The sequence below is a fragment of the Aliiroseovarius marinus genome, from assembly GCF_004360145.1.
GTDB classification, from domain to species: domain Bacteria; phylum Pseudomonadota; class Alphaproteobacteria; order Rhodobacterales; family Rhodobacteraceae; genus Aliiroseovarius; species Aliiroseovarius marinus.
In genome coordinates this window covers 437,872-459,906 of the sequence record NZ_SAIT01000003.1, presented here as the reverse complement: position 1 = coordinate 459,906, position 22,035 = coordinate 437,872, and the positions used below count along the sequence as shown (strand labels likewise).

Sequence of the window (22,035 nt, the reverse complement as noted above, 5' to 3'; positions counted from 1 at the left end):
GGCGGCGCTACCGTGGTCCAATATTGCGCCGCCCTTTATACCTGAGTGCGCTCAGACGTGCTATCGACGGCACGTTCCGCGAGTTCACCCGCGCATGGGGTGAAACAATCGAGGCGATCTTCTATCCGCTTCTGAGATTTCTGGTCTGGTTCGAGGATCTGCTTCTGGCCACACCTTGGCCGATTATCATCCTCGTCCTGTGCGGCTTGGCTTATGCCGGCGCGCGGTCATGGAAAATCACCATCGGGGCAGGGGTCTGTCTGATGGTCATTGGGTTTTTCGGCATGTGGGAAGACACGATGTCGACGCTTGCAATCATCTCGGTCGCGACCTTCTTGTGTATCCTCGTGGGTATCCCGCTGGGTGTCATGATGGCCCGCTATGATCGTGCGCAATCGATCATCACCCCCATCCTTGACGTGATGCAGACGATCCCCAGCTTCGTTTACTTGATCCCCGTCGTGATGCTTCTGGGCATCGGCAAAGTGCCGGGACTTCTTGCGGTTTGCATCTATGCGCTGCCTCCCATCGTGCGTCTGACAAATCTGGGTATCCGCTTGGTCGACAAACAGGTCATGGAAGCCGCCGATGCCTTCGGTGCTTCGTACAAAGAGAAGCTCTTTGGGGTACAGATTCCGCTGGCGCTCCCCAACATCTTCGCCGGTGTAAACCAGACCATCATGATGGCCCTGTCCATGGTCGTCATCGCCTCGATGATCGGGGTGCAGGGGCTTGGCGTTCCGGTTTTGCGCGCGATTTCAAACCAGTATCTGGCGCTTGGCCTGATGAATGGGCTGGCCATCGTGGCCCTGGCCATCATCTTTGACCGCGTCAGCCAGACCTATGGTAAACGCCTGCAAGCCTATCGGGAGACTGGCCATGACTGATGACATCAAGATCTCGATCCGCAACCTGTACAAGATCTTTGGCAACAATCCTGCCAAAGCGATGGAGCGGGTGCGCGAGGGGCTGTCGAAGGATGACCTGCTTGATCAAACCGGCCATGTGCTTGGCTTGAACGATATCTCGCTGGATATGCATGATCGTAAGATCCAAGTGGTGATGGGGCTGTCTGGGTCGGGCAAGTCAACGCTGATCCGTCACCTGAACCGCTTGATTGATCCCACAGCGGGCGAGGTCATCGTGGATGGAGAAGACGTCTTGGCGATGGATGAAAACCGTCTGCGCGATTTGCGCCGGTTCAAGATGTCGATGGTGTTTCAGAAGTTTGCGCTTCTGCCCCACCGCACGGTTCTTGAGAACGCCGAATACGGGTTGCTCATTCAGGGGATCAAAGAAGACGAGGCTGGAAAACGGGCACGCCATTGGCTCGACCGTGTGGGCTTGACGGGCTACGAGGATTATTATCCCGGCCAGCTGTCTGGCGGTATGCAGCAGCGTGTCGGGCTGGCCCGCGCGCTGGCGACGGATGCCGATATCCTGCTGATGGACGAGGCGTTCTCGGCGCTGGATCCGTTGATCAGAATGGATATGCAGGGGATCCTGTTGGAGCTTCAGGAGGAGCTACACAAGACCATCGTCTTCATTACCCACGACTTGGACGAGGCGCTGCGATTGGGCGATAATATTGCGATCCTGCGAGACGGCGCGCTGATCCAGACCGGCGACGGGCAGGATATCGTGCTGCATCCGGCAGATGACTACATCGCGGACTTCACCCGCGAGATCAACCGCGCCAAAGTGGTGCGCCTGCGCGCGCTGCAAAAGCCTCTGAACGGGGATGCTCCGGCGGGGGATGCCTTGGCGGATAGCATGGTGCTTGAGGACGCCCTTGAAGTGATCGCAGGCGCCGAAGGACATATCGTTCCAGTGAAGGACGAACAGGGCAAAGTCACCGGACAGGTTCATCTGGCCGATGCGGTGGCCGCGATGCACGCCTGACACTGGATTCTGAAAACGCGAAAGGGCGGCCAGTTCAGCCGCCCTTTTTTGTTTTTGGGATCTACTTGCCCTTCCAGACAGGATCCCTCTTTTCGGCAAAGGCACGTGCACCTTCCAGTTGATCTTCCGAGCGGTAGAGCTTTTCGACCGTTTCAAACTGGCTTTTGGTGATTTTGTTCAACGCATCCTGGAACTTCATGTCCTCAGCCTCGCGCACCACTTCTTTGATTGCGGCGTAAACCAGCGGCGGGCCTGAGGCCAAAAGCTCGGCCAGCTTGCGGGCTTCGGCCATCAGGTCGGAAGCAGGGTAGACATGGTTGATCATGCCCCAGCGGGCAGCTTCCTCGGTGTCGATCCAGCGGCCGGTCAGCAGCATCTCCATCGCGATGTGATAGGGGATCCGCTTGGGCAGCTTGATCGAGGCCGCATCCGCCACAGTCCCCGACCGGATTTCCGGCAAAGCAAACGTAGCGTGGTCTGCTGCAAGGATGATGTCAGCCGACAGTGCCAATTCCAACCCGCCACCACAGCAAATCCCGTTCACCGCGCAGATCACCGGTTTGTTCAGCCCGCGCAGCTCTTGCAGCCCGCCAAAACCGCCGACGCCATAGTCTCCATCCACAGCGTCCCCGTCCGCTGCCGCCTTCAAATCCCAGCCGGGGCAGAAGAATTTCTCACCCTCGGCGGTCAGAAGCGCGACGCGCAACTCGGGATCATCGCGGAACGCGGTAAACACGTCGCCCATGATCCGGCTGGTGGCCAGATCAATCGCATTGGCTTTGGGGCGGTCCAGCGTGACCTCAAGAATGTGGCCATTGCGGGTGGTGCGAATGGGGCCGTCAGTCAGGTTGGTCAGATCGGTCATGTGTCTCCTCCGGTGCGGATCAGGGCGTCTGCGGCCACGGCGCGATCGGCCATGACCATCAGCGGGTTCACTTCAATTTCGGCCGCGGGATTGGCCATAACATAGGACTGGATTGCGTCCACCGCGTCCAGCACCGCGTCCATATCGGCCGGTGCTGCACCGCGATATCCGGCGAGCAAAGGCGCGATTTTCAACTGCTCCAGCGCCGTGCGAACGTCATCACGGTGGACGGGCAGCAGAAGGGAACGGCTGTCCTTCAAGATTTCGGTCAGCGTGCCCCCAGCCGCCACTGTCAGCACATAGCCATGTGCCGGGTCATAGGTTACGCCCACAAGCAGCTCTGCCAGCACGCCGGTCAACATCTCTTCCACAAGGTAGCTGTCGGTGGGCATTCCGCGTGCGGCGTCTGCGACGGCTTCGGCGCTGGTCAGGTGTAGCGCGACCGCACCGGCCTCGGTCTTGTGGGCGATGCCTTCGCCTTTCAGAACGACCGGGAAGCCCAAGTCCTTGGCGGCCTCGGCGGCAGCGTCGGGCGCGGGGACACGCTGTGCGCCGGGCACCCGCAGTCCAAACTCCGCCAGCGCAGCTTTTGCGTCGGCTTCGGACAATGTCGTGCCTTCGTCCGATGGTGGTTCCAGAAACAGGGGCGTGGCCTGCGCTGGGGGCAGGTTCGCCGCCAGATCAATTGCCGCCATCGCCTCTGCCATACCAGAGAACGGCACGATCCCACGCGTCATCAGGGCCTGTGCGACATCCTCGGGCATGGTATCGGTCAGCGAGGCCAGAATGCCCATGGGGCGCCCGGTGGCGTGCATGGTTGCTTCGACCGCATCGATCACCTTGTCCCATTCGGCGCTGTCACAGCGATCGGCGCGCGGGAAGTCCAGCACCACCACGCCAAGTGACAGATCGCCCTGCATAAGCGCCGTAAACGTCGCGGTCATCGCCGCGACATCGCCCCAGATATAGGTGTGGTAATCCAACGGATTGGCGAGCGATACCTTGGGGCCTAGGGCCGCGCGCAACCCGTCTGATTGGGCGGGCAGAAGGGCCGGGAAGTCGATGCGAAGGGCGTGCGCCGCGTCCGCCATCAGGCTGGCCTCACCGCCCGAGCAGGAAGCCGAGGCAATTCGGTTGGAGGCAAGCGGGCCGGTGACATGCAAGAGTTTCAGCGCCTCAAGAAAGGCGGATAGGTTGTCCACCTGACCAATCCCTAGTCGTTCCAGCAAAGCGCGCGCGCCTGCGTCGCTGCCGGCAAGGGAAGCGGTGTGCGAGATCGTGGCGGCCCGCGCCTGATCTGACCGCCCCACTTTCAGCGCGACAATGGGCTTTCCAAGCTCTGCTGCCCGCCGCGCCAGCGCCTCGAACGCGCGCAAATCGCCGATCCCTTCGATATGCAGCCCCAGCGCGGTAACGCGGCTGTCTTCTAGCAATGCTTGCCCGATCTCGGCCAAGCCGGTTTGCGCCTGATTGCCCGCCGTGACCACATACGCCACAGGCAGGCCGCGCTTTTGCATGGTCAGGTTGATCGCGATGTTCGAGCTTTGGGTGATGATCGCCACGCCGCTCTCGCATCGCGTCGCACCATGTTGGTCGGGCCATAAGGCGGCACCGTCCAGAAGGTTCAGAAACCCATAACAGTTGGGTCCGATGATGGGCATATCGCCAGCGGCATCCAGAAGTGCCTGTTCCAGAGCCACGCCATCCGCCAGCTCGGCGCTGGCTTCGCGGAACCCCGAGGCAAAGCAGATTGCGCCACCTGCATCCGCGGCTGAGAGCGCGGCAATTGCCTCGATGGTCACATTCCGGTTCACGCCGACAAAGCTTGCATCTGGAGCCGAGGGCAGGGCTTCGATCGAGGGGTGGGCGGGCAGCCCGCCCACCTCGGGTTTCGTCGGGTGGACGGGCCAGATCTCGCCCTGAAAGCCCACTTTGCGGCATTGCTCGATCACATTGGCGCACCAGACCCCACCGCCGATCACGGCAATGGAGCGCGGGCGGAGAAGCCGGTCAAGGCGCTCCATCTTAGGCGCCCAGCGGCCGGAACAGGTCGCGGCTGATGATGTGGCGCTGAACTTCCGAGGTGCCGTCCCAGATCCGTTCCACACGCGCATCGCGCCAGAAGCGTTCGATGGGGAAGTCATCCATCAGCCCCATGCCGCCAAAGACCTGTAGGCTGGCATCGGTCACACGGGCCAGCATTTCAGAGGCGTAGAGCTTGGCCGAGGCAATCTCGCGGTTCGCGGGCAGGTTCTGGTCCAACCGCCACGCACCGGACAGGGTTAGCCAATCGGCCGCGTCGATCTCGGTGATCATGTCGGCGATCTGGAAGCTGACGCCCTGAAACTTGGCGATGGGCTGGCCGAATTGCTTGCGCTCGGCGGCGTATTCTACCGCCAGATCGAAGCAGCGGCGTGCGCGACCGACACAGAAGGCGGCGACGGTTAGGCGGGTGGCGTAGAGCCATTCGTTCATCACGGCAAAACCGCCATCGACCTCGCCCAGCACCTGCGCGTCGGGCAGGCGACAATTGTCGAAATCCAGCACGTAATTCTTGTAGCCGCGATGGCTGACGGACTTGTAGCCCTCGCGCACCTCAAAGCCAGGCGTGCCGCGATCCACAAGGAAGCAGGTGATGCGTTTCTTTGGCCCCTTGGGGGTATCCTCCACGCCTGTTGCGATGAAAACAATAAAGAAATCAGCATGTTCCGCGCCAGAGATAAAGTGCTTTGATCCGTTCAGAACCCAGTCACCCCCATCCCGCACAGCGCTGGCTTTCATCCCGCGCACATCCGATCCGGCATCCGGTTCGGTCATGGCAAGCGCGTCCATCTTTTCGCCCCGTACAGCAGGCAGCAGATAGCGTTCGCGCTGATCGTCCTTACAAGCCATCAGGATGTTCTGAGGCCGCCCGAAGAAATGGGTCAGCGCCATCGAGCCACGGCCCAGCTCGCGCTCCACCAGCGTGAAATCGAGGTGGGACAGGCCCGCACCGCCGACCTCTTCCGGGAAGTTGCAGGCGTAAAAGCCCAGATCAATGCACTTCTGCTTGATCTCCATCCCCAGCTCGTGCGGCACCTGTCCGGTGCGCTCGACCTCGGCTTCATGCGGGTAGATCTCGTTTTCGACAAACGACCGCACGGTCGAGACGATCATTTCCTGTTCGTCAGACAATCCGAAATGCATCACGCGTCTCCTTTGGCGTGCAGTTTGGCCAGCGCTTCGACCCGAGCTTCGACGGCGGGGGCAGGCGGGCAGGATTTGCGGGTGTTCAGGTCCACATGCAGCAGGAACTGGTCGCAGGTGGCCAGCGTTCCCCCGTCCGAGGCGCGTTTCATTTCGTGCCACAGGCGCAGTTTCTTGCCTTCGCCCAGCGTGACGGTGCTGTCGACATAGAAGGCATCGCCCGCGTGGCATTCATCCAGATATTTGATGGTGGTTTCGGCAGTGAAATAGCTGAGACCGCCCGCGATATAGTCTGCATCCGCGCCGACATGGATCATCACGCGATCGGCGGCGTCCGAGAACACCTGCCCATAGCGGCTTTCATTCATGTGGCCGTTATAGTCGGTCCAGTCGATCGGCACATCGCGCGACATGGTGCGCAGGGGGGCATCGTCGGACATGTCGGGGAACAGGGCCGCTTCGTGGTCACGGATGACCTTGCCCGCGCCGGACCCTTGCCCGCGTGCCTTCAAGGCCCGCATCATCGAGACGAGGTTGTCATCCCGCAGACGCTCCAACTCGCGGATCGAGAGGTGGCCGGATTGCGCGTCCGATTGGCCTGCGATCAGGTCGACAAGTTCCTCGGTGAACTCCGGCACGTCCATCAGCTTGGTCCAGGGCCAGCTAAGGCAGGGGCCAAACTGCGCCATGAAGTGCTTCATGCCCGCTTCGCCGCCCGCGATGCGATAGGTCTCGAACAGACCCATCTGCGCCCAGCGAAGACCAAAGCCCATGCGGATCGCCTCGTCGATTTCCTCGGTCGTGGCGACGCCGTCCTTCACCAGCCACAGGCTTTCGCGCCAGACGGCTTCCAGCAGGCGGTCAGCGATATGCGCGTCGATTTCCTTGCGAACGGTCAGGGGGAACATGCCGATCTCCCGCAGGATATCGGCCGCGCGGGCACAGGTGTCTGCGTCGCCGACCAGCTCGATCAGCGGCAGAAGATAGACCGGGTTGAACGGGTGGGTCACAATGGCCCGCGCACCTTTTTCGTTCAATTCTGAGGGTTTGAAGCCCGATGTTGACGAGCCGATGATGGCCGTGTCAGGGGCAAGCTCGGTCAGGCTCGCATGCACCTTGTGCTTCAGATCCAGCCGTTCCGGCACACTTTCCTGCACCCAGTTGGCACCCGCGACAGCCTCGGCCAGATCGCTGTGATAGGTGAGCGTGCCCTCGGTTGGCAGCGCCGTGTCGTAGAGACCGGGTAAAGACCTCCGCGCATTCGCCAGAACCTCGCCGATTTTGCGTTCAGCCTCGGGATCGGGGTCAAAAACCGCCACATCCCATCCGTTCAAAAGGAAGCGTGCGGCCCATCCGCCGCCAATCACGCCACCGCCAATAATCGCTGCTTTCATTGTCATCTACCCAACTAAGCTTTCTGTATGCCCGTCCACGGCCAAGGCCTGACCCGAGACTTTGCTGCTGGCGTCCGAGGCCAGGAACAAAGCTGTATCGGCCAGATCATCTGCCGTAACCCATGTTTTCATTGCCACGCCCGTGACGTAGCGCTCGCGCAGCTCATCCGGGTCCAGTCCATGCGCTTCAGCTTCGCGCGTGATCACCCGTTCCATGCGCGGGCCTTCGACAGCGCCTGGGCAGAGTGCGTTCACGCGGATGCCGTAGGGGCCGAGTTCCGACGCCAGCGTTTTCATCAACCCAATCACGCCCCATTTGGCCGTCGCGTAGGGCGAGCGCATTGGATAACCCCAGAGCCCTGCGGTAGAAGAGGTCAGAAGCATGCTGCCACTACCTTGGTTCTTCATGTGACGCGCTGCCCAGCCACAGGCCAGAAAGGCACCGTCCAGATTGGCTGAAAGGCAGGCCCGCCAATCGTCCAGCGAAAGGTCTTCGATCGCACCTGCGGGGCCACCCGTGCCAGCATTGGCGCACAGCATATCGACACCACCCCAATCGCGGTCGAGCGTGTCAAACAGCACTTTCATCTCGTCCGGCTGGGTCACATTGGCCGCAACAGCGATGGCGCCCGGCAGGGCATTTGCTGTTTCGTCCAGGGCCTTTTCGTCCATGTCACAGATCGCGACATTGGCCCCCGCGGAATGAAAGCGGCGGGCGAAACAAGCGCCAATTCCGCTGCCACCTGCCGTGATCAGGACGCGTTTGCCCTCAAGCCCGTTCATACAGGGGCTCGTTTTGTGAGGCCAAGTTTCTTGCGCACCTCGTCGGGACCGATGATGCGCGCGCCCATGCCCTCGACCACGCCGCGGGCGCGTTCGACCAGTTGGGCGTTGGTGGCCAAAACGCCTTTGTCCAGCCACAGGTTGTCCTCAAGTCCGACGCGCACGTTGCCGCCTGCCAGAACAGCGGCCGCCGCATAGGCCATCTGGTTGCGCCCCAGCGAAAAGGCCGAGAAGGTCCAATCGTCTGGCACGTTGTTCACCATCGCCATGAAGGTGTTCAGGTCATCCGGTGCGCCCCACGGAACGCCCATGCAGAGCTGCACAAGGGCGTTGGGCTCCAATATGCCTTCCTTCACCAGTTCCTTGGCGAACCAAAGATGGCCGGTGTCGAAGGCTTCGATTTCCGGCTTCACGCCCAGATCGGTCATCATCTGGCCCATTGCGCGCAGCATGCCGGGCGTGTTGGTCATCACGTAATCCGCTTCTGCGAAGTTCATCGTGCCGCAATCCAGCGTGCAGATCTCGGGCAGGCATTCGGCCACATGGGCCACGCGTTCTTCGGCGCCAACCATGTCGGTGGCCGCGGCGTTCACGGGGAAGGGCGCATCAGAGGAACCAAAAACGATGTCCCCCCCCATGCCCGCGGTGAGGTTCAGGACCACGTCGACGTCTGCGTCGCGAATGCGGTCCGTGACCTCCCGATACAATTTCAGATCGCGCGAAGGGGTGCCGGTTTCGGGGTCGCGCACGTGGCAGTGGACAACGGCGGCGCCCGCTTTTGCCGCCTCGATCGCGCTGTCCGCGATCTCTTTCGGGCTGCGCGGTACATGGGGCGAACGATCTTGGGTCGAGCCCGAGCCGGTCACGGCGCAGGTGATGAAAACGTCTCGGTTCATGGCAAGCGGCATCTTGGTCCCTCCTGATGCGGAATTTCACCTGTTCATCACAGGGGGAATTGACGGATGTTTCTGTGCGGAATTAGATACAAGTATGCAGATTTGGTCAAAATCCGACTCCAGGACGCGAGAAATTGTGTTTCTCTTGTTCGACAGGTTCTCGAACCTCGCGCTCGCCAACCTGTTGGAGCCGCTACGCGCAACCAACACGTTGTTGGGGCGCGAGGCGTATCGCTGGCGCATTGTCACACCGGATGACGACGTGGCACATACCTCAAGCGGGTTGCCGATCATGCCCACCGCGCGGCTGGCGGACATTGACAAGGGGGACGTGGTTTATGCCGTGGCCAGTTATGACCATGTTCGCCACGCAACTGCGCAAACACGCAAGGTTCTACGCGGATTGGCGGGGCGATTCTCATCTGTGGCAGGGGTGGATGCCGGGTGCTGGTTGTTAGGGGCAGCAGGGCTGCTGGATGGGTATCGTGCAACCATTCACTTTGATCTGCAGGACGCCTTTGCCGAACAGTTCACCGACATCGAAGTCGAGCGGGCGCGATGGTTGCAGGATCGTGACCGGATCACCTGCAGCGGGGGTATGGCGGCGTATGAGCTAACTTGCGAATTGATCGGGCAGGATCACGGTGCTGCAATTTTGCTAGAGATCAACCAGATGTTCATGTCCGAGAACGCCACCGCGCCGCAGATTGTCGCGCGAGCGCGTTCGGATCGCCGTGTGGATACATGCTTGCGTGCAATGGAAGCCAATATAGAGGTCCCGCTGACCATTCCTGCATTGGCGCGACTGTCGGGCTGTCGGCAGCGAGATCTCGAGGCACGTTTCGAACGCCACTTCGGGGCATCTCCCCGCAAGGTCTATCGTCGCCTGCGTCTGAACGCGGCGCGGCGGATGTTGGAAGCGGGCGGATTGTCGGTCGCGGAAGTATCGCTTCGATCAGGGTACGCGGATGCCAGCGCCTTCGCACGGGCATTCCGTCAAGAGTTCGGTTTGACGCCTTTGGCGGTTGCACGAGGTGAATTGGTCAGGGCAGGGGTATCACGCCGATGATTGCGCTGTGGACATGCAAGAGCAGAAGAAAAATGGCGATGCCAATGCAGACGCGTATCAGGCCGGTTCTTGTGATTGCGATGTCTCGCTGCGTGTGTGAAAGGTGCTGCCAGGTCTCGAGGCCCAGAAGTCTCTGGTTCCGCTTGTCGATGATGCGCTTTCCAAGGAAAGAGAAGCTGGCAAACAGGCCGAACAGGATCACATGTGCCAGGTTGCCATTGGGGATCAGGTGACCCAAGGCCCAAAGTAACAGGGCGACCAACAGCGGGTGGCGTGTCCACCCGACGATTCCGGCGGCGAGCGGGTTAAATGTGTGGTTGTTGCGGCCTCCGAAAGACAGCGGGTTAGGGCGTGCGATGGCAAGTGCCGCGATAGTGACAGACACAGCCATCGCTAATAGCGTCACGTGGTTCTGCCACGGCGCCCATGGCCACAGCTCGACAATCGGGGCGCGATTTGCCGCGTAGATCACGAAGCTGAGCGCCGCAATGGACAGCGCTGAATAGCTCAGCGTGAAGCCAAGCGCGCCCAGCTGCGCGACGACCTTCGCCTTGTTCGCGGGCCGCACGGGGATCGAATGCGTCAGGAAAAACACAAGGATCGCAAGGGTATAGATGACCCAATCCAGCATGATTGCCTCCGCAACCGATCAGAATTTCTGCATTTGCCGTCGGGCTAATGCGTATTGCGGTACTCTTCCAGGAAACTGGCGCATCCGGTCAATGCGGCATAGTCGTCTGTGACCAGACGGATGGGGAACTGATCCAGAAACGGACCAAACCGCCCTTTGTCGTACCACGCGGCCTCGAAGCCCGTCTGAGCCAGCCACGGCGAAATCGCACGGGACATGCCGCCCACCAGATAGATGCCGCCAAAGGGCAGGGTGGTCAGGGCCAGATCGCCCAGAACGGTGCCAAGGATGCAGCTGAACAGGTTGATCGCCTCTTTCGCCATATCGTCACCAGCTTCAGCATCGGCAAAAACCTGTGTGGATGTCGCGCCGACTGGTTGGCCTGCACGATGGCAGAACCAGTCGTGGCAATGCCCAAGCCCGCGCCCGGATAGGGCGTCTTCGATTGCGGCGTGGTCGAAACGGCTGCGCAGATACTCTGCGAAGGCAAATTGATCCGCGGTGCCGACGGGCAAGGTGGCATGGCCACTTTCTGCGGGCGGTACAAGCCGTCCGCCCTTGGTGTGATAGGCCACGGCCGAATTGAACCCGGTGCCAATGCCGACCACCAGATGCGCAGCTTCGGGGCTGGCTCTTTGGCCTGTCCGGATAGCCTCGACATTGGCGGGGTCCAGCGCCCCAACCGCATGGGCCTGAGCCTGAAGATCGTTCAGCACATGCGCATCCGGTGCGCCGGTCGCTTGCGTCAAGGATGCACAATCAATCGCCCAGTCCAAATTGGTCAGGCGTCCCTCTCCGTCACGCACCGGTCCGGCGATGGCGACGGCGGCTTGCTCGACCATCACCATGTCATGACTTTGGCGGTAGGCCGACAGGATGTCTGTTAGGCTCTTGTGGTCTGCATTGGCGAATTTACGAATGCTGTCCGGCAGAACCTGCCCGTCGCGCGCGATGGCAACGCGGGTGTTGGTGCCGCCGACATCCGCGACGATCGAGTGGTGGGGCATCAGCTGTTCAAAGCCTCTTTGATAGCGCTAAACGATGCCTTCGGATAACGGTTTAGCGACGTCCAGTCCACATGTATCAGGCCAAATCGTGGCGCATATCCCAACGCCCATTCGTAATTGTCCAGAAGCGACCATGTGAAATAACCCTTCACTGGCACGCCTTGCGACACGGCGTTCTGGACCTGCTCAAGATGCGCGGCCAAATAGGCGATGCGGTCTGGATCGGATAGGGGATCGCCCGTCAGTTCGGACAGTCCGGCCATGCCGTTCTCGGTCACATAGATCGGCAGATCACCTGTGTAGTCCCGCTGAATCATGGTCAGGAAATGGGACAAACCCTCGGGGTAGATTTCCCAGTTCATGGCGGTCTTGGGCAAGGGGCCTTCGACCTCGACCGTGGCGGGCCACGGGGCACCGGCGGGGGCCGCATCATAAAGCTTGCGGGTGTAGTAGTTCAGGCCAATCCAGTCGATGGGCTGGGTGATCGTGTCGAAATCGTCTTGCCACCCATCCGGCAAATGCGCGCCAAGGCCATCGAGCACCTCGTCCGGGTAGCAGCCCTTGGTGAGGCCCGAGATGAAGAACCGGTTATAGATCGCGTCCTGTACCTGTGCCGCGTGACGTGCCGTTTCCGTTTCCTGCGCCGGGGCGGCGAGCTCCATATTGCAGACCGCGCCGAGGTTGGTCATGCCCAGCCCGCGCATGACCTGCGTCGCGCGCCCGTGGGCCAGCAACACGTGGTGCATGGCGCGGGCCGTGGCGCGGATATCGCGCAGGCCCGGCGCATGCGCCCCTTCGAAATGCGATAGCCATGCCACGCACCACGGTTCGTTAATGGGGGCGGCCGACCAGACTCGATCCCCGATGCGGGACATGATGACCTCGGTATAGTCGGCGAACCAACTGGCGATGTCGCGGTTGCGCCAGCCGCCCAGATCGGACAGGGGCGAGGGAAGTTCCCAGTGATAAAGGGTCGCGGCCGGTTTAATCCCGCGTTCCAGTAGCCCGTCAACAAGGCGGTCATAGAAATCCAAGCCTTGCGCATTCGGCGTTCCGCGCCCTTCGGGCAGGACCCGCGCCCAACTGGTCGAGAAGCGGTAGACGTCAAAGCCCGCGTCTTTCAGCAGGTCCAAGTCCTCGTCCATCCGATTCAGGTGATCGCAGGCGATGGATCCGTTTTCGGCGCCGGCGACATTGCCGGGGGTGGCTGCGAAATCATCCCAGTGGGTGCGCCCGGCCCCCCCTTGGGCGTGGCCTTCGATCTGATAGGCCGAGGTCGCGGCCCCGAACAGAAAATCAGACGGAAAATCAGAGCGATGTGGCAGCATCAATCTTGTTCCTTCAGGTTTGTTTTTTGTTGTTAGTCGCGGCGGGCGGGACCCGTAGACATGCCCAGCGTCAGTTCGGCTTCAAGCAACAGCTCGGTTGGGCTGTCTTTTCCGTTGATGATGTCGATCAGCATCTGAGCGGCACGCCGCCCAGCCTCGCGAACCGACGACCGGGTGGCGGTATAGACGGGGATGTCCGAGCCATTGCGGAAATAGCTAAGGTCATCGTCATAGGTGATCAAAGACACGTCCCGGCCCAGGGTCAGGCCCAATTCCTCGATCCCGCGGCGCACCCCGATGGCCATGATCATCGAGCTGACAAGGATGGCCGTTGGACGATCCGGGCGGGCCAGAAGGGTTCGAGTCAGGTCGTGGCCCTGCGCCTCGGTCATTTCGCCGGAGAACATCAAGGACGGGTCAGGGGTGACGCCGCGTGCTGCCAACGCCGCTTCATATCCGGCGCGACGGCGGGCCGCGAAGTCCATATGCTCGAGCCCGTTCAGAAGCGCGATGCGTCTATGACCCAGATCCAGCAACAGCTCGGTCGCGCGCTGGAAGGCGCGGGTGTTATTCACGTCCACCCACGCATATGGCGCCGTCGCGTTCGAGCTGCGCCCATGCACCACATAAGGCAGGCCAAGGTCGTTCAGGAAGGGGATACGCTGGTCGTTCAGGCTGGGCGCGTGGATGATCAACCCATCCACATTCCGCTTGGTGGCGAAGCTGCGATAGGCCTGTTCCTCGTCATCATCCGACACCACGGACATCAGCATATCATAGCCATTGCGCGAATAGACCTCGCCAGCACCCGCCGTGAAATCCGCGAAAATCGGGTTCACCATCTCGTGCTTCGCGCTGATCGGAATCACATGCCCGATGGCCATGGCGCGGCCCGTGGCGAGCGCACGGGCGCGGGTGTTCGGGGCGTATCCATGGGCGCGGGCAGCGGCGGCGACCTTCTTGCGTGTGGCCTCGGATACCTCGGGATAGCCGTTCAAAGCACGGCTGACCGTGGTCGGCGAAAGTCCGAGCAGATCAGAGAGTTCCTTGAGCGTCATGTGTGTCGAATCCAAAGCGGTTTGAGGGCGAGTTCTGGTCGGTGATGGTAAGTGTTAACGTCTACGCTATGCGCGATAGCCTTGCTATGTAAAGGTTAAAGTGTAAAAAATGATGGCGCTAACATTGCTGTTGACAGGAATCGCTTTAACGGCGACTGTGAGGCATTCAAAGCGCTTTGGGAAGTTCGGAGATCCGCAAGGCGCAGCCGGTTTTTCCGGCCTAATCATCATCGGGCTCGATGAAATGTCGTGGGAGGACATTATGAAGAACGTGTTTTACGCAAGCGCTGCCGCGCTCGCCTTGTCGGCTGGCGCAGGATTTGCCGACGGGCATCTGAAGTTTGCTCCGGGGGACGGAGCGTTTACCTGGGATAGCTTTGAGGCGCTGAAGTCGATGGATCTGTCGGGCGAGACGATCACCATCCTTGGTCCGTGGCTTGGGCCGGACAAAGAGCTGGTGGAAAGCGTGATTGCCTATTTCGAAGCTGCCACCGGGGCGGATGTGCAGTATTCCGGCTCGGACAGCTTTGAGCAGCAAATCGTGATTGATACCGAGGCTGGCAGCGCGCCTAGCATTGCGGTGTTCCCGCAGCCGGGGCTTGCCGCAGATTTGGCCTCGAAAGGCTATTTTTCAGCCTTGCCAGACGGCACGGCGGATTGGGTGCGTGACAACTATGCGGCCGGTCAAAGCTGGGTGGATCTGGGCACCTATGCCGGGAAAGACGGCAATCCCGCCCATTATGGCTTCTTCTACAAAGTCGATCTGAAGTCGCTGGTGTGGTACGTGCCCGAGAACTTCGAGGATGCGGGCTATGACGTGCCGCAGTCGATGGAAGAGCTGAAGGCGCTGACCGATCAGATCGTGGACGATGGAGGTGTGCCATGGTGCATCGGTCTGGGATCTGGCGGCGCGACCGGCTGGCCTGCAACCGACTGGGTCGAGGACATGATGCTACGCACCCAGTCGCCTGCGGATTACGACGCTTGGGTCGCCAACGAACTGAAATTCGACGACCCCAAAGTGGTTGCCGCGATCGAGGAATTTGGCGCGTTTGCCCGCAATGACGCTTACGTATCTGGCGGGGCTGGGGCAGTGGCCACCACCGACTTCCGCGACAGCCCGCAGGGCATGTTCGCCTCGCCGCCGCAGTGCTACATGCACCGTCAGGCCAGCTTCATTCCCAGCTTCTTCCCGGAAGGTACCGAAGTGGGCGTGGACGCTGATTTCTTCTACTTCCCGGCCTACGAGGGCAAGGATCTGGGTAAGCCTGTCTTGGGCGCCGGTACATTGTGGGCGATCACCTCTGACAGCAAAGGCGCGCAGGCCTTCATGGAGTTCCTGAAGTCCCCCATCGCGCACGAAGTCTGGATGGCGCAGACCGGGTTCCTAACCCCGCATAAGGGTGTGAACACCGGCGTTTATACAGACCCGACCGTGGCCAAGATGAACGACATCCTGCTGAATGCTGACACATTCCGCTTCGACGGATCGGATCTGATGCCGGGTGCGGTTGGCGCAGGCGTCTTCTGGACCGGCATGGTAGACTATGCTGGCGGCAAAGACGCGGCAGAAGTTGCGGCCTCTATCCAGTCCACCTGGGACTCGATCAAGTAATCTGGACCTAAGCAACTCACCCCCGGCGACACCGTCGCCGGGGCGTATCATCCACACCGAAGGGCCAGCGCTTCGGTTGGAAAGGGGGAGACATGCAACAAGCACTCTTCGCGCTGTCGACAATCATCATCGGTGTATTTGGCTGCGTCGCCTATTTCTACTTCTCAAATCTTCTCCTTGACCGGATGTGTCCGGCAAAAGGACCCAATGCCGGGCGTAACATCAATCGGGCGAATGCCATCCGCCCTTGGCTGTTCGTGTTCCCAGCGCTTGCCATCCTGTCGATCTACCTGCTGTATCCGGTGTTCTCGACGGCCTATCTGTCACTGCATGACAGTGGAGGAGACTTCATCGGTGTCGGCAACTACACATGGCTGGCTCAGGACGAAAAGTTTCGCGAGAGCCTTGTGAACAACCTGATGTGGCTGCTTGTCGTGCCTGCTGCGTCGACCTTCTTTGGTCTAGTAGCCGCCGGACTGACGGACCGCATCAAATGGGGGCAGCTTGCGCAAAGCCTTGTCTTCATGCCGATGGCCATCAGCTTTGTCGGTGCTGCGGTGATCTGGAAGTTCATCTATGACTATCGCGGCGACAATCAGGGCGAGCAGATCGGTCTTCTGAACGCGCTGGTTCAGGCGTTCGGCGGCGATCCGCAGGCGTGGATCACGCTGCCCTTCTGGAACAATTTCTTCCTGATGGCGATCCTGATCTGGATCCAGACGGGCTTTGCCATGGTGATCCTGTCCGCCGCCCTGAAGGGCATTAGTGAAGAAACGATCGAGGCCGCCTATCTGGACGGCGCAAGCCCGCTTCAGGTCTTCTTCAAGATCAAGATCCCGCAGATCTGGGGCACAATCGCGGTCGTCTGGACGACGATCACCGTGACCGTCCTGAAGGTCTTCGACATTGTTTTCGCCATGACCAACGGCCAATGGGGCACGCAGGTTCTGGCCAATCTCATGTATGACTGGATGTTCCGCGGATCCCCAGATTTCGGGCGCGGCTCGGCCATCGTGGTGGTGATCATGCTTCTGGTCACGCCGGTCATGGTCTGGAACATCTACAACGCACATAAGGAGTCACGCTGATGGATATGGCAGGAGGCAAATCCCGCCTGACATGGGCGGTCAACCTGTCGGCAGCCCTTTTGGTGCTGCTGTGGATCATCCCGACGGTCGGGCTTTTGATCAGCTCGTTCCGGGATCGGGACGCGATTTCGACTTCGGGCTGGTGGACCGCCTTGTCCGCGTCGGAAAAGAACGTGATCGAGCGCGCCTTGGCGCCCGGTGAAGCCAAGCCCGAGGGAGATCTTTGGGTTATCGAAGGGCAGGTACTGGAAGGGCAGGGCGTGACCGTCACGGCCTTCGGCATTACCTCGAAAGAGCCCGTGGCCTTTACCCCCGGCGACACGGCCACCCATGCGCGTGGGCACAAGATTACCGTGCAGTCGGATGGCCGCTATCGCATCGAATACGCAGAAGAACCCAGTGGAAGTCGCGGGCAACGTCTGTTCGTGCGGGCCGAGACGCCTCCGGGCTTTACTTTGGACAACTACCGCGAGGTGCTGTTCGCCGAAGGTATGGGGCGCTCGCTGCTGAACACGCTGACTGTGACCATCCCCGCCACGATCATTCCGGTGCTCGTCGCCGCCTTCGCTGCCTACGCGCTGGCGTGGATGGAGATGCCGGGCCGTGCCCTTCTGGTCGCTGCCGTGGTTGGCCTGCTGGTCGTGCCGCTTCAGGTCGCCTTTATCCCGCTTCTAAAGCTGCATATCGGGATTGGGCTGGGCAAAGGCTATCTGGGGATATGGCTTGCGCATACCGGGTTCGGATTACCTTTGGCGGTCTTCCTTCTGCGTAACTACATGGTCGGCCTGCCCGGCGAGATCATCGAAAGCGCTCGTGTCGACGGCGCCACTGATTTCCAGATCTTCCGCCGCATCATCCTGCCGCTGTCCTTCCCGGCGCTGGCATCCTTCGCGATCTTCCAGTTCCTGTGGGTCTGGAACGACCTGCTGGTCGCCAAAGTGTTCCTTGGCACTGGCGAGGATCAGGTCGTTATGACCGGCCGCATCGTGGACCTTCTGGGCTCGCGCGGTGGCGATTGGGAGATCCTGGCGGCTTCGGCCTTTGTCTCGATCGCGGTGCCGATCTTCGTTTTCTTCTCACTCCAACGCTATCTCGTGCGCGGCCTTCTGGCCGGATCAGTCAAAGGGGGCTGACACATGAACGCAACCGTTTCTCAACAGGATATGAGACACCTGACCAAGGACCCCGATTGGTGGCGTGGCGCGGTGATCTATCAGGTCTATCCGCGTAGCTATCAAGACGATAATGGCGATGGCATTGGCGACCTGGCCGGCATCACCCGCCGCCTGCCGCATATCGCCTCGCTTGGTGTGGATGCGCTTTGGATCTCGCCCTTCTTCACGTCTCCGATGAAGGATTTCGGCTATGACGTGTCAGATTATTGCGACGTGGACCCGATGTTCGGCACGCTGTCCGAGTTTGATCAACTGATCAGCGCGGCACACGGGCTGGGGCTGAAGGTGATGATCGATTTGGTGCTCAGTCACACCTCGGATCAGCACGCGTGGTTTCAAGAAAGCCGTCAGGATCGCGAAAACGAAAAGGCCAACTGGTATGTTTGGGCCGAGCCTAAACCGGATGGCACACCGCCCACCAACTGGTTGTCGATCTTTGGTGGCCCGGCGTGGCAGTGGGATGGAAAGCGCCAGCAGTATTATCTGCACAACTTCCTGACCTCGCAGCCTGATCTGAACTTCCACGAACCTCAGGTGCAAGAGGCGCTGCTGGACGTGGCCCGGTTCTGGCTTGAACGTGGTGTGGATGGTTTCCGACTGGACACGATCAACTTTTACACCCACGACGCCCAGCTGCGTGATAACCCGCCGCTGGCACCCGAAGATCGCAACAGCACCATCGCGCCCGCGGTGAACCCCTATAACCATCAGGAACATCTCTACGACAAGAACCGGCCCGAGACGCTAGACTTCCTGCGCAAACTGCGCGCGGTGATGGAGCCTTATGGGGCCGCTGCGGTTGGCGAAGTCGGTGACGCCCAACGCGGGCTCGAGATCATGGGCGAGTACACACGCGGCGATGGTCTGGTGCAAATGTGCTATGCATTCGAGCTGTTGTCCGGGGATCAACCCGATGCCGCCCGCGTGGCCGAGGTGATGCATAAAGTGGCTGAGGTCGCGCCGGACGGGTGGGCCTGTTGGGCCTATTCGAACCATGACGTCGCCCGCCACGCAACACGTTGGGACTTGTCCGAACAGGCGCAACGCCTGTTCGTGACCCTTCTGATGTCCCTGCGTGGATCAGCCTGCATCTATCAAGGCGAAGAGTTGGGTCTGGCCGAGGCCGATGTCGCCTTCGAAGACCTGCAAGACCCCTACGGCATTGAATTCTGGCCTGAATTCAAAGGCCGCGACGGGTGCCGTACGCCGATGGTGTGGTCAGCCAAGGCCCCGCAAGGTGGCTTCTCGTCCAATGCCGATACATGGCTGCCTGTGGCTGCTGATCACCTGCCTATGGCGGTCGATCAGGCCGAGGCCAGCAATGACGCGCTGATTCATCACTATCGCGATGTCATCGCGCTTCGCCGTGCCCATCCGGCGCTCGCCAAGGGCGAGATGCTGGATCTTGAGGCTGATGGACCGCTTTTGCAGTTCGAACGTCTGCACGGGAATGAACGGATTCTATGCCAGTTCAATCTTGGCAATGCGCCGATCACGACGGACCGTCCCAGTGGGGGTTGGCAGGTGCTGATCGGGGACAACACTGGCGACATCCCGGCATGGGGTGCGCTGATCATGAAGAAAGAAGAGGTGTAGCCATGGCCGATCTGAAGCTGACAGATGTTGTCAAAAGCTATGGCAATGTGAACGTCCTGAACGACATTGATCTGGACATCAAAACCGGCGAGCTGATCGTCTTTGTCGGGCCTTCGGGCTGCGGGAAATCCACGCTTCTGCGCATGATCGCGGGGCTTGAGAAGATCACGGATGGCACGTTGGAGATCGACGGGCAGGTGGTGAACGACGTCCCCCCCAGCCAACGCGGCATCGCGATGGTGTTCCAGTCCTATGCGCTCTATCCGCATATGACGGTGCGCGACAACATGGCCTTTGCGTTGAACATCGCCAAGAAACCCAAGGCCGAGATTGACGCCGCAGTGGATCGTGCCGCCAAGGCGTTGCAGTTGGAGCCCTATCTGGACCGCCTGCCCAAAGCGCTGTCCGGCGGGCAGCGCCAGCGGGTGGCGATTGGCCGCGCGATTGTACGCGACCCCAAGGTTTATCTGTTTGACGAACCGCTCTCGAACCTCGACGCCGCGCTTCGGGTCGCGACCCGGATCGAGATTGCGCAGTTGAAAGAGGCGATGCCCGACAGCACCATGATCTATGTGACCCACGATCAGGTCGAAGCGATGACGCTGGCGGATCGCATCGTGGTTCTGGCCAACAAGGGGATCGCGCAGGTCGGCAGTCCTCTGGAACTGTATGAACGCCCCCGGACCGAGTTCGTGGCGCAATTCATAGGCTCGCCCGCGATGAACCTCTTGCCGGGCAAAATCACCGCAACCGGCGCGAAAACCGAGGTCACGTTGGACGCGGGCGGTGTCGCCACGACCGAAATCGCCACGACCGAGGCCGACATGGGCCGCGTGGTCAATCTGGGCGTCCGTCCCGAAGATTTCGTGATCGCCGATGGTGACGCGATCTTCGAAGGCGAGGTCGAGATTGTCGAAGCACTGGGCGAAGTCTCGCTTCTGTATCTCCCGGCGAAAATGTCCGTGGGCGAGGGGGCGGACAGCGCCAACCAAACCCATCTGATTGCCAAGCTCCCTGGCATCCATGACCAGTTGAAGGGGCAACGCGTGCGCCTGACCGCGGACCCGTCGAAACTGCAGATTTTCGCGGACGGCATCACCATGCGGACCTGAGGGCTGGCCGTCCTCTCCCAAACCACTCACATGGCCAAGGGGCCGTAGGGGTACGACCTCTGCGGCCCTTTCTATTGGGGGCAGGGCATCCATCCGCGCTTGCCCATCCGTGCCCCTGTTGATATTGCGGGGGACGAGATTTCGGACAGGGAACGAACCCATGCGGGCAGAGGCTCAGAACAACGTTGATGCAATCGAAAAATCGCTGGCGCTTTTGCGGCAGCGGATCGGTTGGGACACGGCGGAACATCGGTTGGAGGAATTCAACGCGATGACTGAAGACCCGGACCTGTGGAACGATCCCGACCGCGCGCAGAAACTGATGCGCGAACGTCAGTCGCTGCTGGATAGCGTGAACAGCTATAAATCCATGGCGCAGGACCTTCAGGACAATATTGACCTGATCGAACTGGGCGAAATGGAAGAAGATGACGAGGTTGTCTCGGACGCTGAATCCTCGTTGAAGGCTTTGGTCAAGAAAGCCGCCGCCGCCGAGCTGGAAGCGCTGCTGGACGGCGAGGCTGACAGCAACGACACCTTCCTTGAAATCAACTCGGGCGCGGGCGGCACGGAAAGCTGTGACTGGGCCTCGATGCTGGCACGGATGTATGTCCGCTGGGCCGAAAAGCATGGCTACAAGGTCGAGCTTCAGTCGGAAAGCGCGGGCGAAGAGGCGGGCATTAAATCCGCCGCCTACAAGATTTCTGGCCACAACGCCTATGGCTGGCTGAAGTCGGAAAGCGGCGTGCACCGGCTGGTGCGGATTTCGCCCTATGACTCGGCGGCCAAGCGCCACACCTCGTTCAGCTCGGTCTGGGTCTATCCCGTGGTCGACGACAATATCGAGATCGAGGTGAACCCCTCGGACATTCGCATCGACACGTATCGTTCGTCCGGTGCGGGTGGTCAGCACGTGAACACGACGGACTCGGCTGTGCGGATTACCCACATCCCGACGGGGATCGTCACGACCAGTTCGGAAAAATCGCAGCACCAGAACCGTGACATCGCCATGAAAGCGCTGAAATCGCGCCTCTATCAGATGGAGCTGGATCGCCGGAACGCCGCGATCAACGAGGCGCATGAAAACAAAGGCGACGCGGGCTGGGGCAACCAGATCCGTTCGTACGTGCTGCAGCCCTATCAGATGGTGAAAGACCTGCGCACGGGGCACGAGACGTCGGACACCAAGGGTGTTCTGGACGGCGATCTGGATGCGTTCATGGCGTCAGTTCTGGCACAAGACGTGGCCGGTAAATCTCGGTCCGAGGCGAACGCAGACGACTAAGCCCGCACTGAGCGACACAGCAAGCCCCGGTCAGACCCACTG

The 22,035-nt window shown here is 60.6% G+C and carries 19 protein-coding genes; 9 read left to right on the top strand and 10 right to left on the bottom strand.

Going from position 1 to position 22,035, the window contains the following annotated elements; all coding sequences use genetic code 11:
- Positions 1–20: 20 nt before the first annotated feature.
- Positions 21–887 carry an ABC transporter permease gene (locus EOL43_RS11955; protein ID WP_133488891.1) on the top strand — a complete coding sequence of 289 codons (867 nt, stop codon included), beginning with the start codon at positions 21–23 and terminating at the stop codon, positions 885–887.
- A complete protein-coding gene (locus EOL43_RS11950; RefSeq protein WP_133488824.1) occupies positions 880–1,902 on the top strand; it encodes a quaternary amine ABC transporter ATP-binding protein in 1,023 nt (340 codons plus the stop codon). Before EOL43_RS11955 ends, EOL43_RS11950 begins: the two co-directional genes overlap by 8 nt.
- 61 nt (positions 1,903–1,963) lie before the next feature.
- Here EOL43_RS11950 and EOL43_RS11945 read toward each other — a convergent pair whose 3' ends face one another.
- The 6 genes from EOL43_RS11945 to bcoG are packed head-to-tail and all read right to left on the bottom strand — an operon-like array spanning position 1,964 to position 9,038.
- The gene (locus EOL43_RS11945) at positions 1,964–2,749 is read right to left on the bottom strand and encodes a carnitinyl-CoA dehydratase (protein WP_133488889.1); all 786 of its coding nucleotides are present in this window, start codon (positions 2,747–2,749) and stop codon (positions 1,964–1,966) included.
- A gap of 14 nt (positions 2,750–2,763) precedes the next feature.
- On the bottom strand, positions 2,764–4,791 hold the full coding sequence (locus tag EOL43_RS11940; protein ID WP_133488822.1) for an acetate--CoA ligase family protein: 2,028 nt from the start codon (positions 4,789–4,791) through the stop codon (positions 2,764–2,766).
- Position 4,792: 1 nt separating this feature from the next.
- Positions 4,793–5,953, bottom strand: coding sequence for an acyl-CoA dehydrogenase family protein (locus tag EOL43_RS11935; protein WP_133488820.1), 1,161 nt, complete (start codon positions 5,951–5,953; stop codon positions 4,793–4,795).
- On the bottom strand, positions 5,953–7,353 hold the full coding sequence (locus EOL43_RS11930) for a carnitine 3-dehydrogenase (protein WP_133488818.1): 1,401 nt from the start codon (positions 7,351–7,353) through the stop codon (positions 5,953–5,955). Before EOL43_RS11930 ends, EOL43_RS11935 begins: the two co-directional genes overlap by 1 nt.
- Complete coding sequence (locus tag EOL43_RS11925; RefSeq protein ID WP_133488816.1) at positions 7,354–8,130, bottom strand: SDR family oxidoreductase; 777 nt, start codon at positions 8,128–8,130, stop codon at positions 7,354–7,356.
- Entirely contained in the window at positions 8,127–9,038 is a 912-nt protein-coding gene (bcoG, locus tag EOL43_RS11920; protein WP_133488814.1) for a 3-dehydrocarnitine:acetyl-CoA trimethylamine transferase BcoG, read from the bottom strand. Before bcoG ends, EOL43_RS11925 begins: the two co-directional genes overlap by 4 nt.
- 133 nt (positions 9,039–9,171) lie before the next feature.
- Here bcoG and EOL43_RS11915 point away from each other — a divergent pair, with 133 nt between their 5' ends.
- The gene (locus EOL43_RS11915; protein WP_166636243.1) at positions 9,172–10,095 is read left to right on the top strand and encodes a helix-turn-helix domain-containing protein; all 924 of its coding nucleotides are present in this window, start codon (positions 9,172–9,174) and stop codon (positions 10,093–10,095) included.
- Here the strand turns inward: EOL43_RS11915 and EOL43_RS11910 are convergent.
- The 4 genes from EOL43_RS11910 to EOL43_RS11895 are packed head-to-tail and all read right to left on the bottom strand — an operon-like array spanning position 10,070 to position 14,119.
- Positions 10,070–10,726: an NnrU family protein gene (locus EOL43_RS11910; protein WP_133488810.1), complete on the bottom strand. Its 657-nt coding sequence runs from the start codon at positions 10,724–10,726 to the stop codon at positions 10,070–10,072. The genes EOL43_RS11915 and EOL43_RS11910 overlap by 26 nt on opposite strands.
- Before the next feature lie 44 nt (positions 10,727–10,770).
- Positions 10,771–11,733, bottom strand: coding sequence for a glucokinase (locus EOL43_RS11905; RefSeq protein WP_133488808.1), 963 nt, complete (start codon positions 11,731–11,733; stop codon positions 10,771–10,773).
- Positions 11,733–13,061 (bottom strand): GH1 family beta-glucosidase, encoded by a 1,329-nt coding sequence (locus tag EOL43_RS11900; RefSeq protein WP_133488806.1) that lies wholly within the window; start codon positions 13,059–13,061, stop codon positions 11,733–11,735. Before EOL43_RS11900 ends, EOL43_RS11905 begins: the two co-directional genes overlap by 1 nt.
- A gap of 32 nt (positions 13,062–13,093) precedes the next feature.
- Positions 13,094–14,119 (bottom strand): substrate-binding domain-containing protein, encoded by a 1,026-nt coding sequence (locus tag EOL43_RS11895; RefSeq protein WP_133488804.1) that lies wholly within the window; start codon positions 14,117–14,119, stop codon positions 13,094–13,096.
- Positions 14,120–14,381: 262 nt separating this feature from the next.
- Here EOL43_RS11895 and EOL43_RS11890 point away from each other — a divergent pair, with 262 nt between their 5' ends.
- The 6 genes from EOL43_RS11890 to prfB all read left to right on the top strand — a co-directional run bounded on the left by EOL43_RS11890 (position 14,382) and on the right by prfB (position 21,993).
- Positions 14,382–15,734 (top strand): ABC transporter substrate-binding protein, encoded by a 1,353-nt coding sequence (locus EOL43_RS11890; protein WP_133488802.1) that lies wholly within the window; start codon positions 14,382–14,384, stop codon positions 15,732–15,734.
- Positions 15,735–15,826: 92 nt separating this feature from the next.
- A complete protein-coding gene (locus EOL43_RS11885; protein WP_133488800.1) occupies positions 15,827–16,822 on the top strand; it encodes a carbohydrate ABC transporter permease in 996 nt (331 codons plus the stop codon).
- The gene (locus EOL43_RS11880) at positions 16,819–17,955 is read left to right on the top strand and encodes a carbohydrate ABC transporter permease (RefSeq protein ID WP_205669548.1); all 1,137 of its coding nucleotides are present in this window, start codon (positions 16,819–16,821) and stop codon (positions 17,953–17,955) included. The genes EOL43_RS11885 and EOL43_RS11880 overlap by 4 nt, the downstream gene beginning before the upstream one ends.
- A 3-nt stretch (positions 17,956–17,958) precedes the next feature.
- Positions 17,959–19,593: an alpha-amylase family glycosyl hydrolase gene (locus EOL43_RS11875; protein WP_240686543.1), complete on the top strand. Its 1,635-nt coding sequence runs from the start codon at positions 17,959–17,961 to the stop codon at positions 19,591–19,593.
- 2 nt (positions 19,594–19,595) lie between these two features.
- Positions 19,596–20,705: an ABC transporter ATP-binding protein gene (locus EOL43_RS11870; RefSeq protein ID WP_133488795.1), complete on the top strand. Its 1,110-nt coding sequence runs from the start codon at positions 19,596–19,598 to the stop codon at positions 20,703–20,705.
- Between the two features lie 160 nt (positions 20,706–20,865).
- On the top strand, positions 20,866–21,993 hold the full coding sequence (gene prfB / locus EOL43_RS11865) for a peptide chain release factor 2 (protein ID WP_133488794.1): 1,128 nt from the start codon (positions 20,866–20,868) through the stop codon (positions 21,991–21,993).
- The last annotated feature ends 42 nt before the right edge of the window (positions 21,994–22,035 follow it).

Excerpts from the sequence above, each read along its gene's own strand:
- EOL43_RS11950 (WP_133488824.1), top strand. The coding sequence starts at position 880 with ATGACTGATGACATCAAGATCTCGATCCGCAACCTGTACAAGATCTTT.
- EOL43_RS11940 (WP_133488822.1), bottom strand. The coding sequence starts at position 4,791 with ATGGAGCGCCTTGACCGGCTTCTCCGCCCGCGCTCCATTGCCGTGATC.
- EOL43_RS11935 (WP_133488820.1), bottom strand. The coding sequence starts at position 5,953 with ATGCATTTCGGATTGTCTGACGAACAGGAAATGATCGTCTCGACCGTG.
- EOL43_RS11930 (WP_133488818.1), bottom strand. The coding sequence starts at position 7,353 with ATGACAATGAAAGCAGCGATTATTGGCGGTGGCGTGATTGGCGGCGGA.
- EOL43_RS11925 (WP_133488816.1), bottom strand. The coding sequence starts at position 8,130 with ATGAACGGGCTTGAGGGCAAACGCGTCCTGATCACGGCAGGTGGCAGC.
- bcoG (WP_133488814.1), bottom strand. The coding sequence starts at position 9,038 with ATGCCGCTTGCCATGAACCGAGACGTTTTCATCACCTGCGCCGTGACC.
- EOL43_RS11910 (WP_133488810.1), bottom strand. The coding sequence starts at position 10,726 with ATGCTGGATTGGGTCATCTATACCCTTGCGATCCTTGTGTTTTTCCTG.
- EOL43_RS11905 (WP_133488808.1), bottom strand. The coding sequence starts at position 11,733 with ATGCCCCACCACTCGATCGTCGCGGATGTCGGCGGCACCAACACCCGC.
- EOL43_RS11900 (WP_133488806.1), bottom strand. The coding sequence starts at position 13,061 with ATGCTGCCACATCGCTCTGATTTTCCGTCTGATTTTCTGTTCGGGGCC.
- EOL43_RS11895 (WP_133488804.1), bottom strand. The coding sequence starts at position 14,119 with ATGACGCTCAAGGAACTCTCTGATCTGCTCGGACTTTCGCCGACCACG.
- EOL43_RS11890 (WP_133488802.1), top strand. The coding sequence starts at position 14,382 with ATGAAGAACGTGTTTTACGCAAGCGCTGCCGCGCTCGCCTTGTCGGCT.
- EOL43_RS11885 (WP_133488800.1), top strand. The coding sequence starts at position 15,827 with ATGCAACAAGCACTCTTCGCGCTGTCGACAATCATCATCGGTGTATTT.
- EOL43_RS11875 (WP_240686543.1), top strand. The coding sequence starts at position 17,959 with ATGAACGCAACCGTTTCTCAACAGGATATGAGACACCTGACCAAGGAC.
- EOL43_RS11870 (WP_133488795.1), top strand. The coding sequence starts at position 19,596 with ATGGCCGATCTGAAGCTGACAGATGTTGTCAAAAGCTATGGCAATGTG.
- prfB (WP_133488794.1), top strand. The coding sequence starts at position 20,866 with ATGCGGGCAGAGGCTCAGAACAACGTTGATGCAATCGAAAAATCGCTG.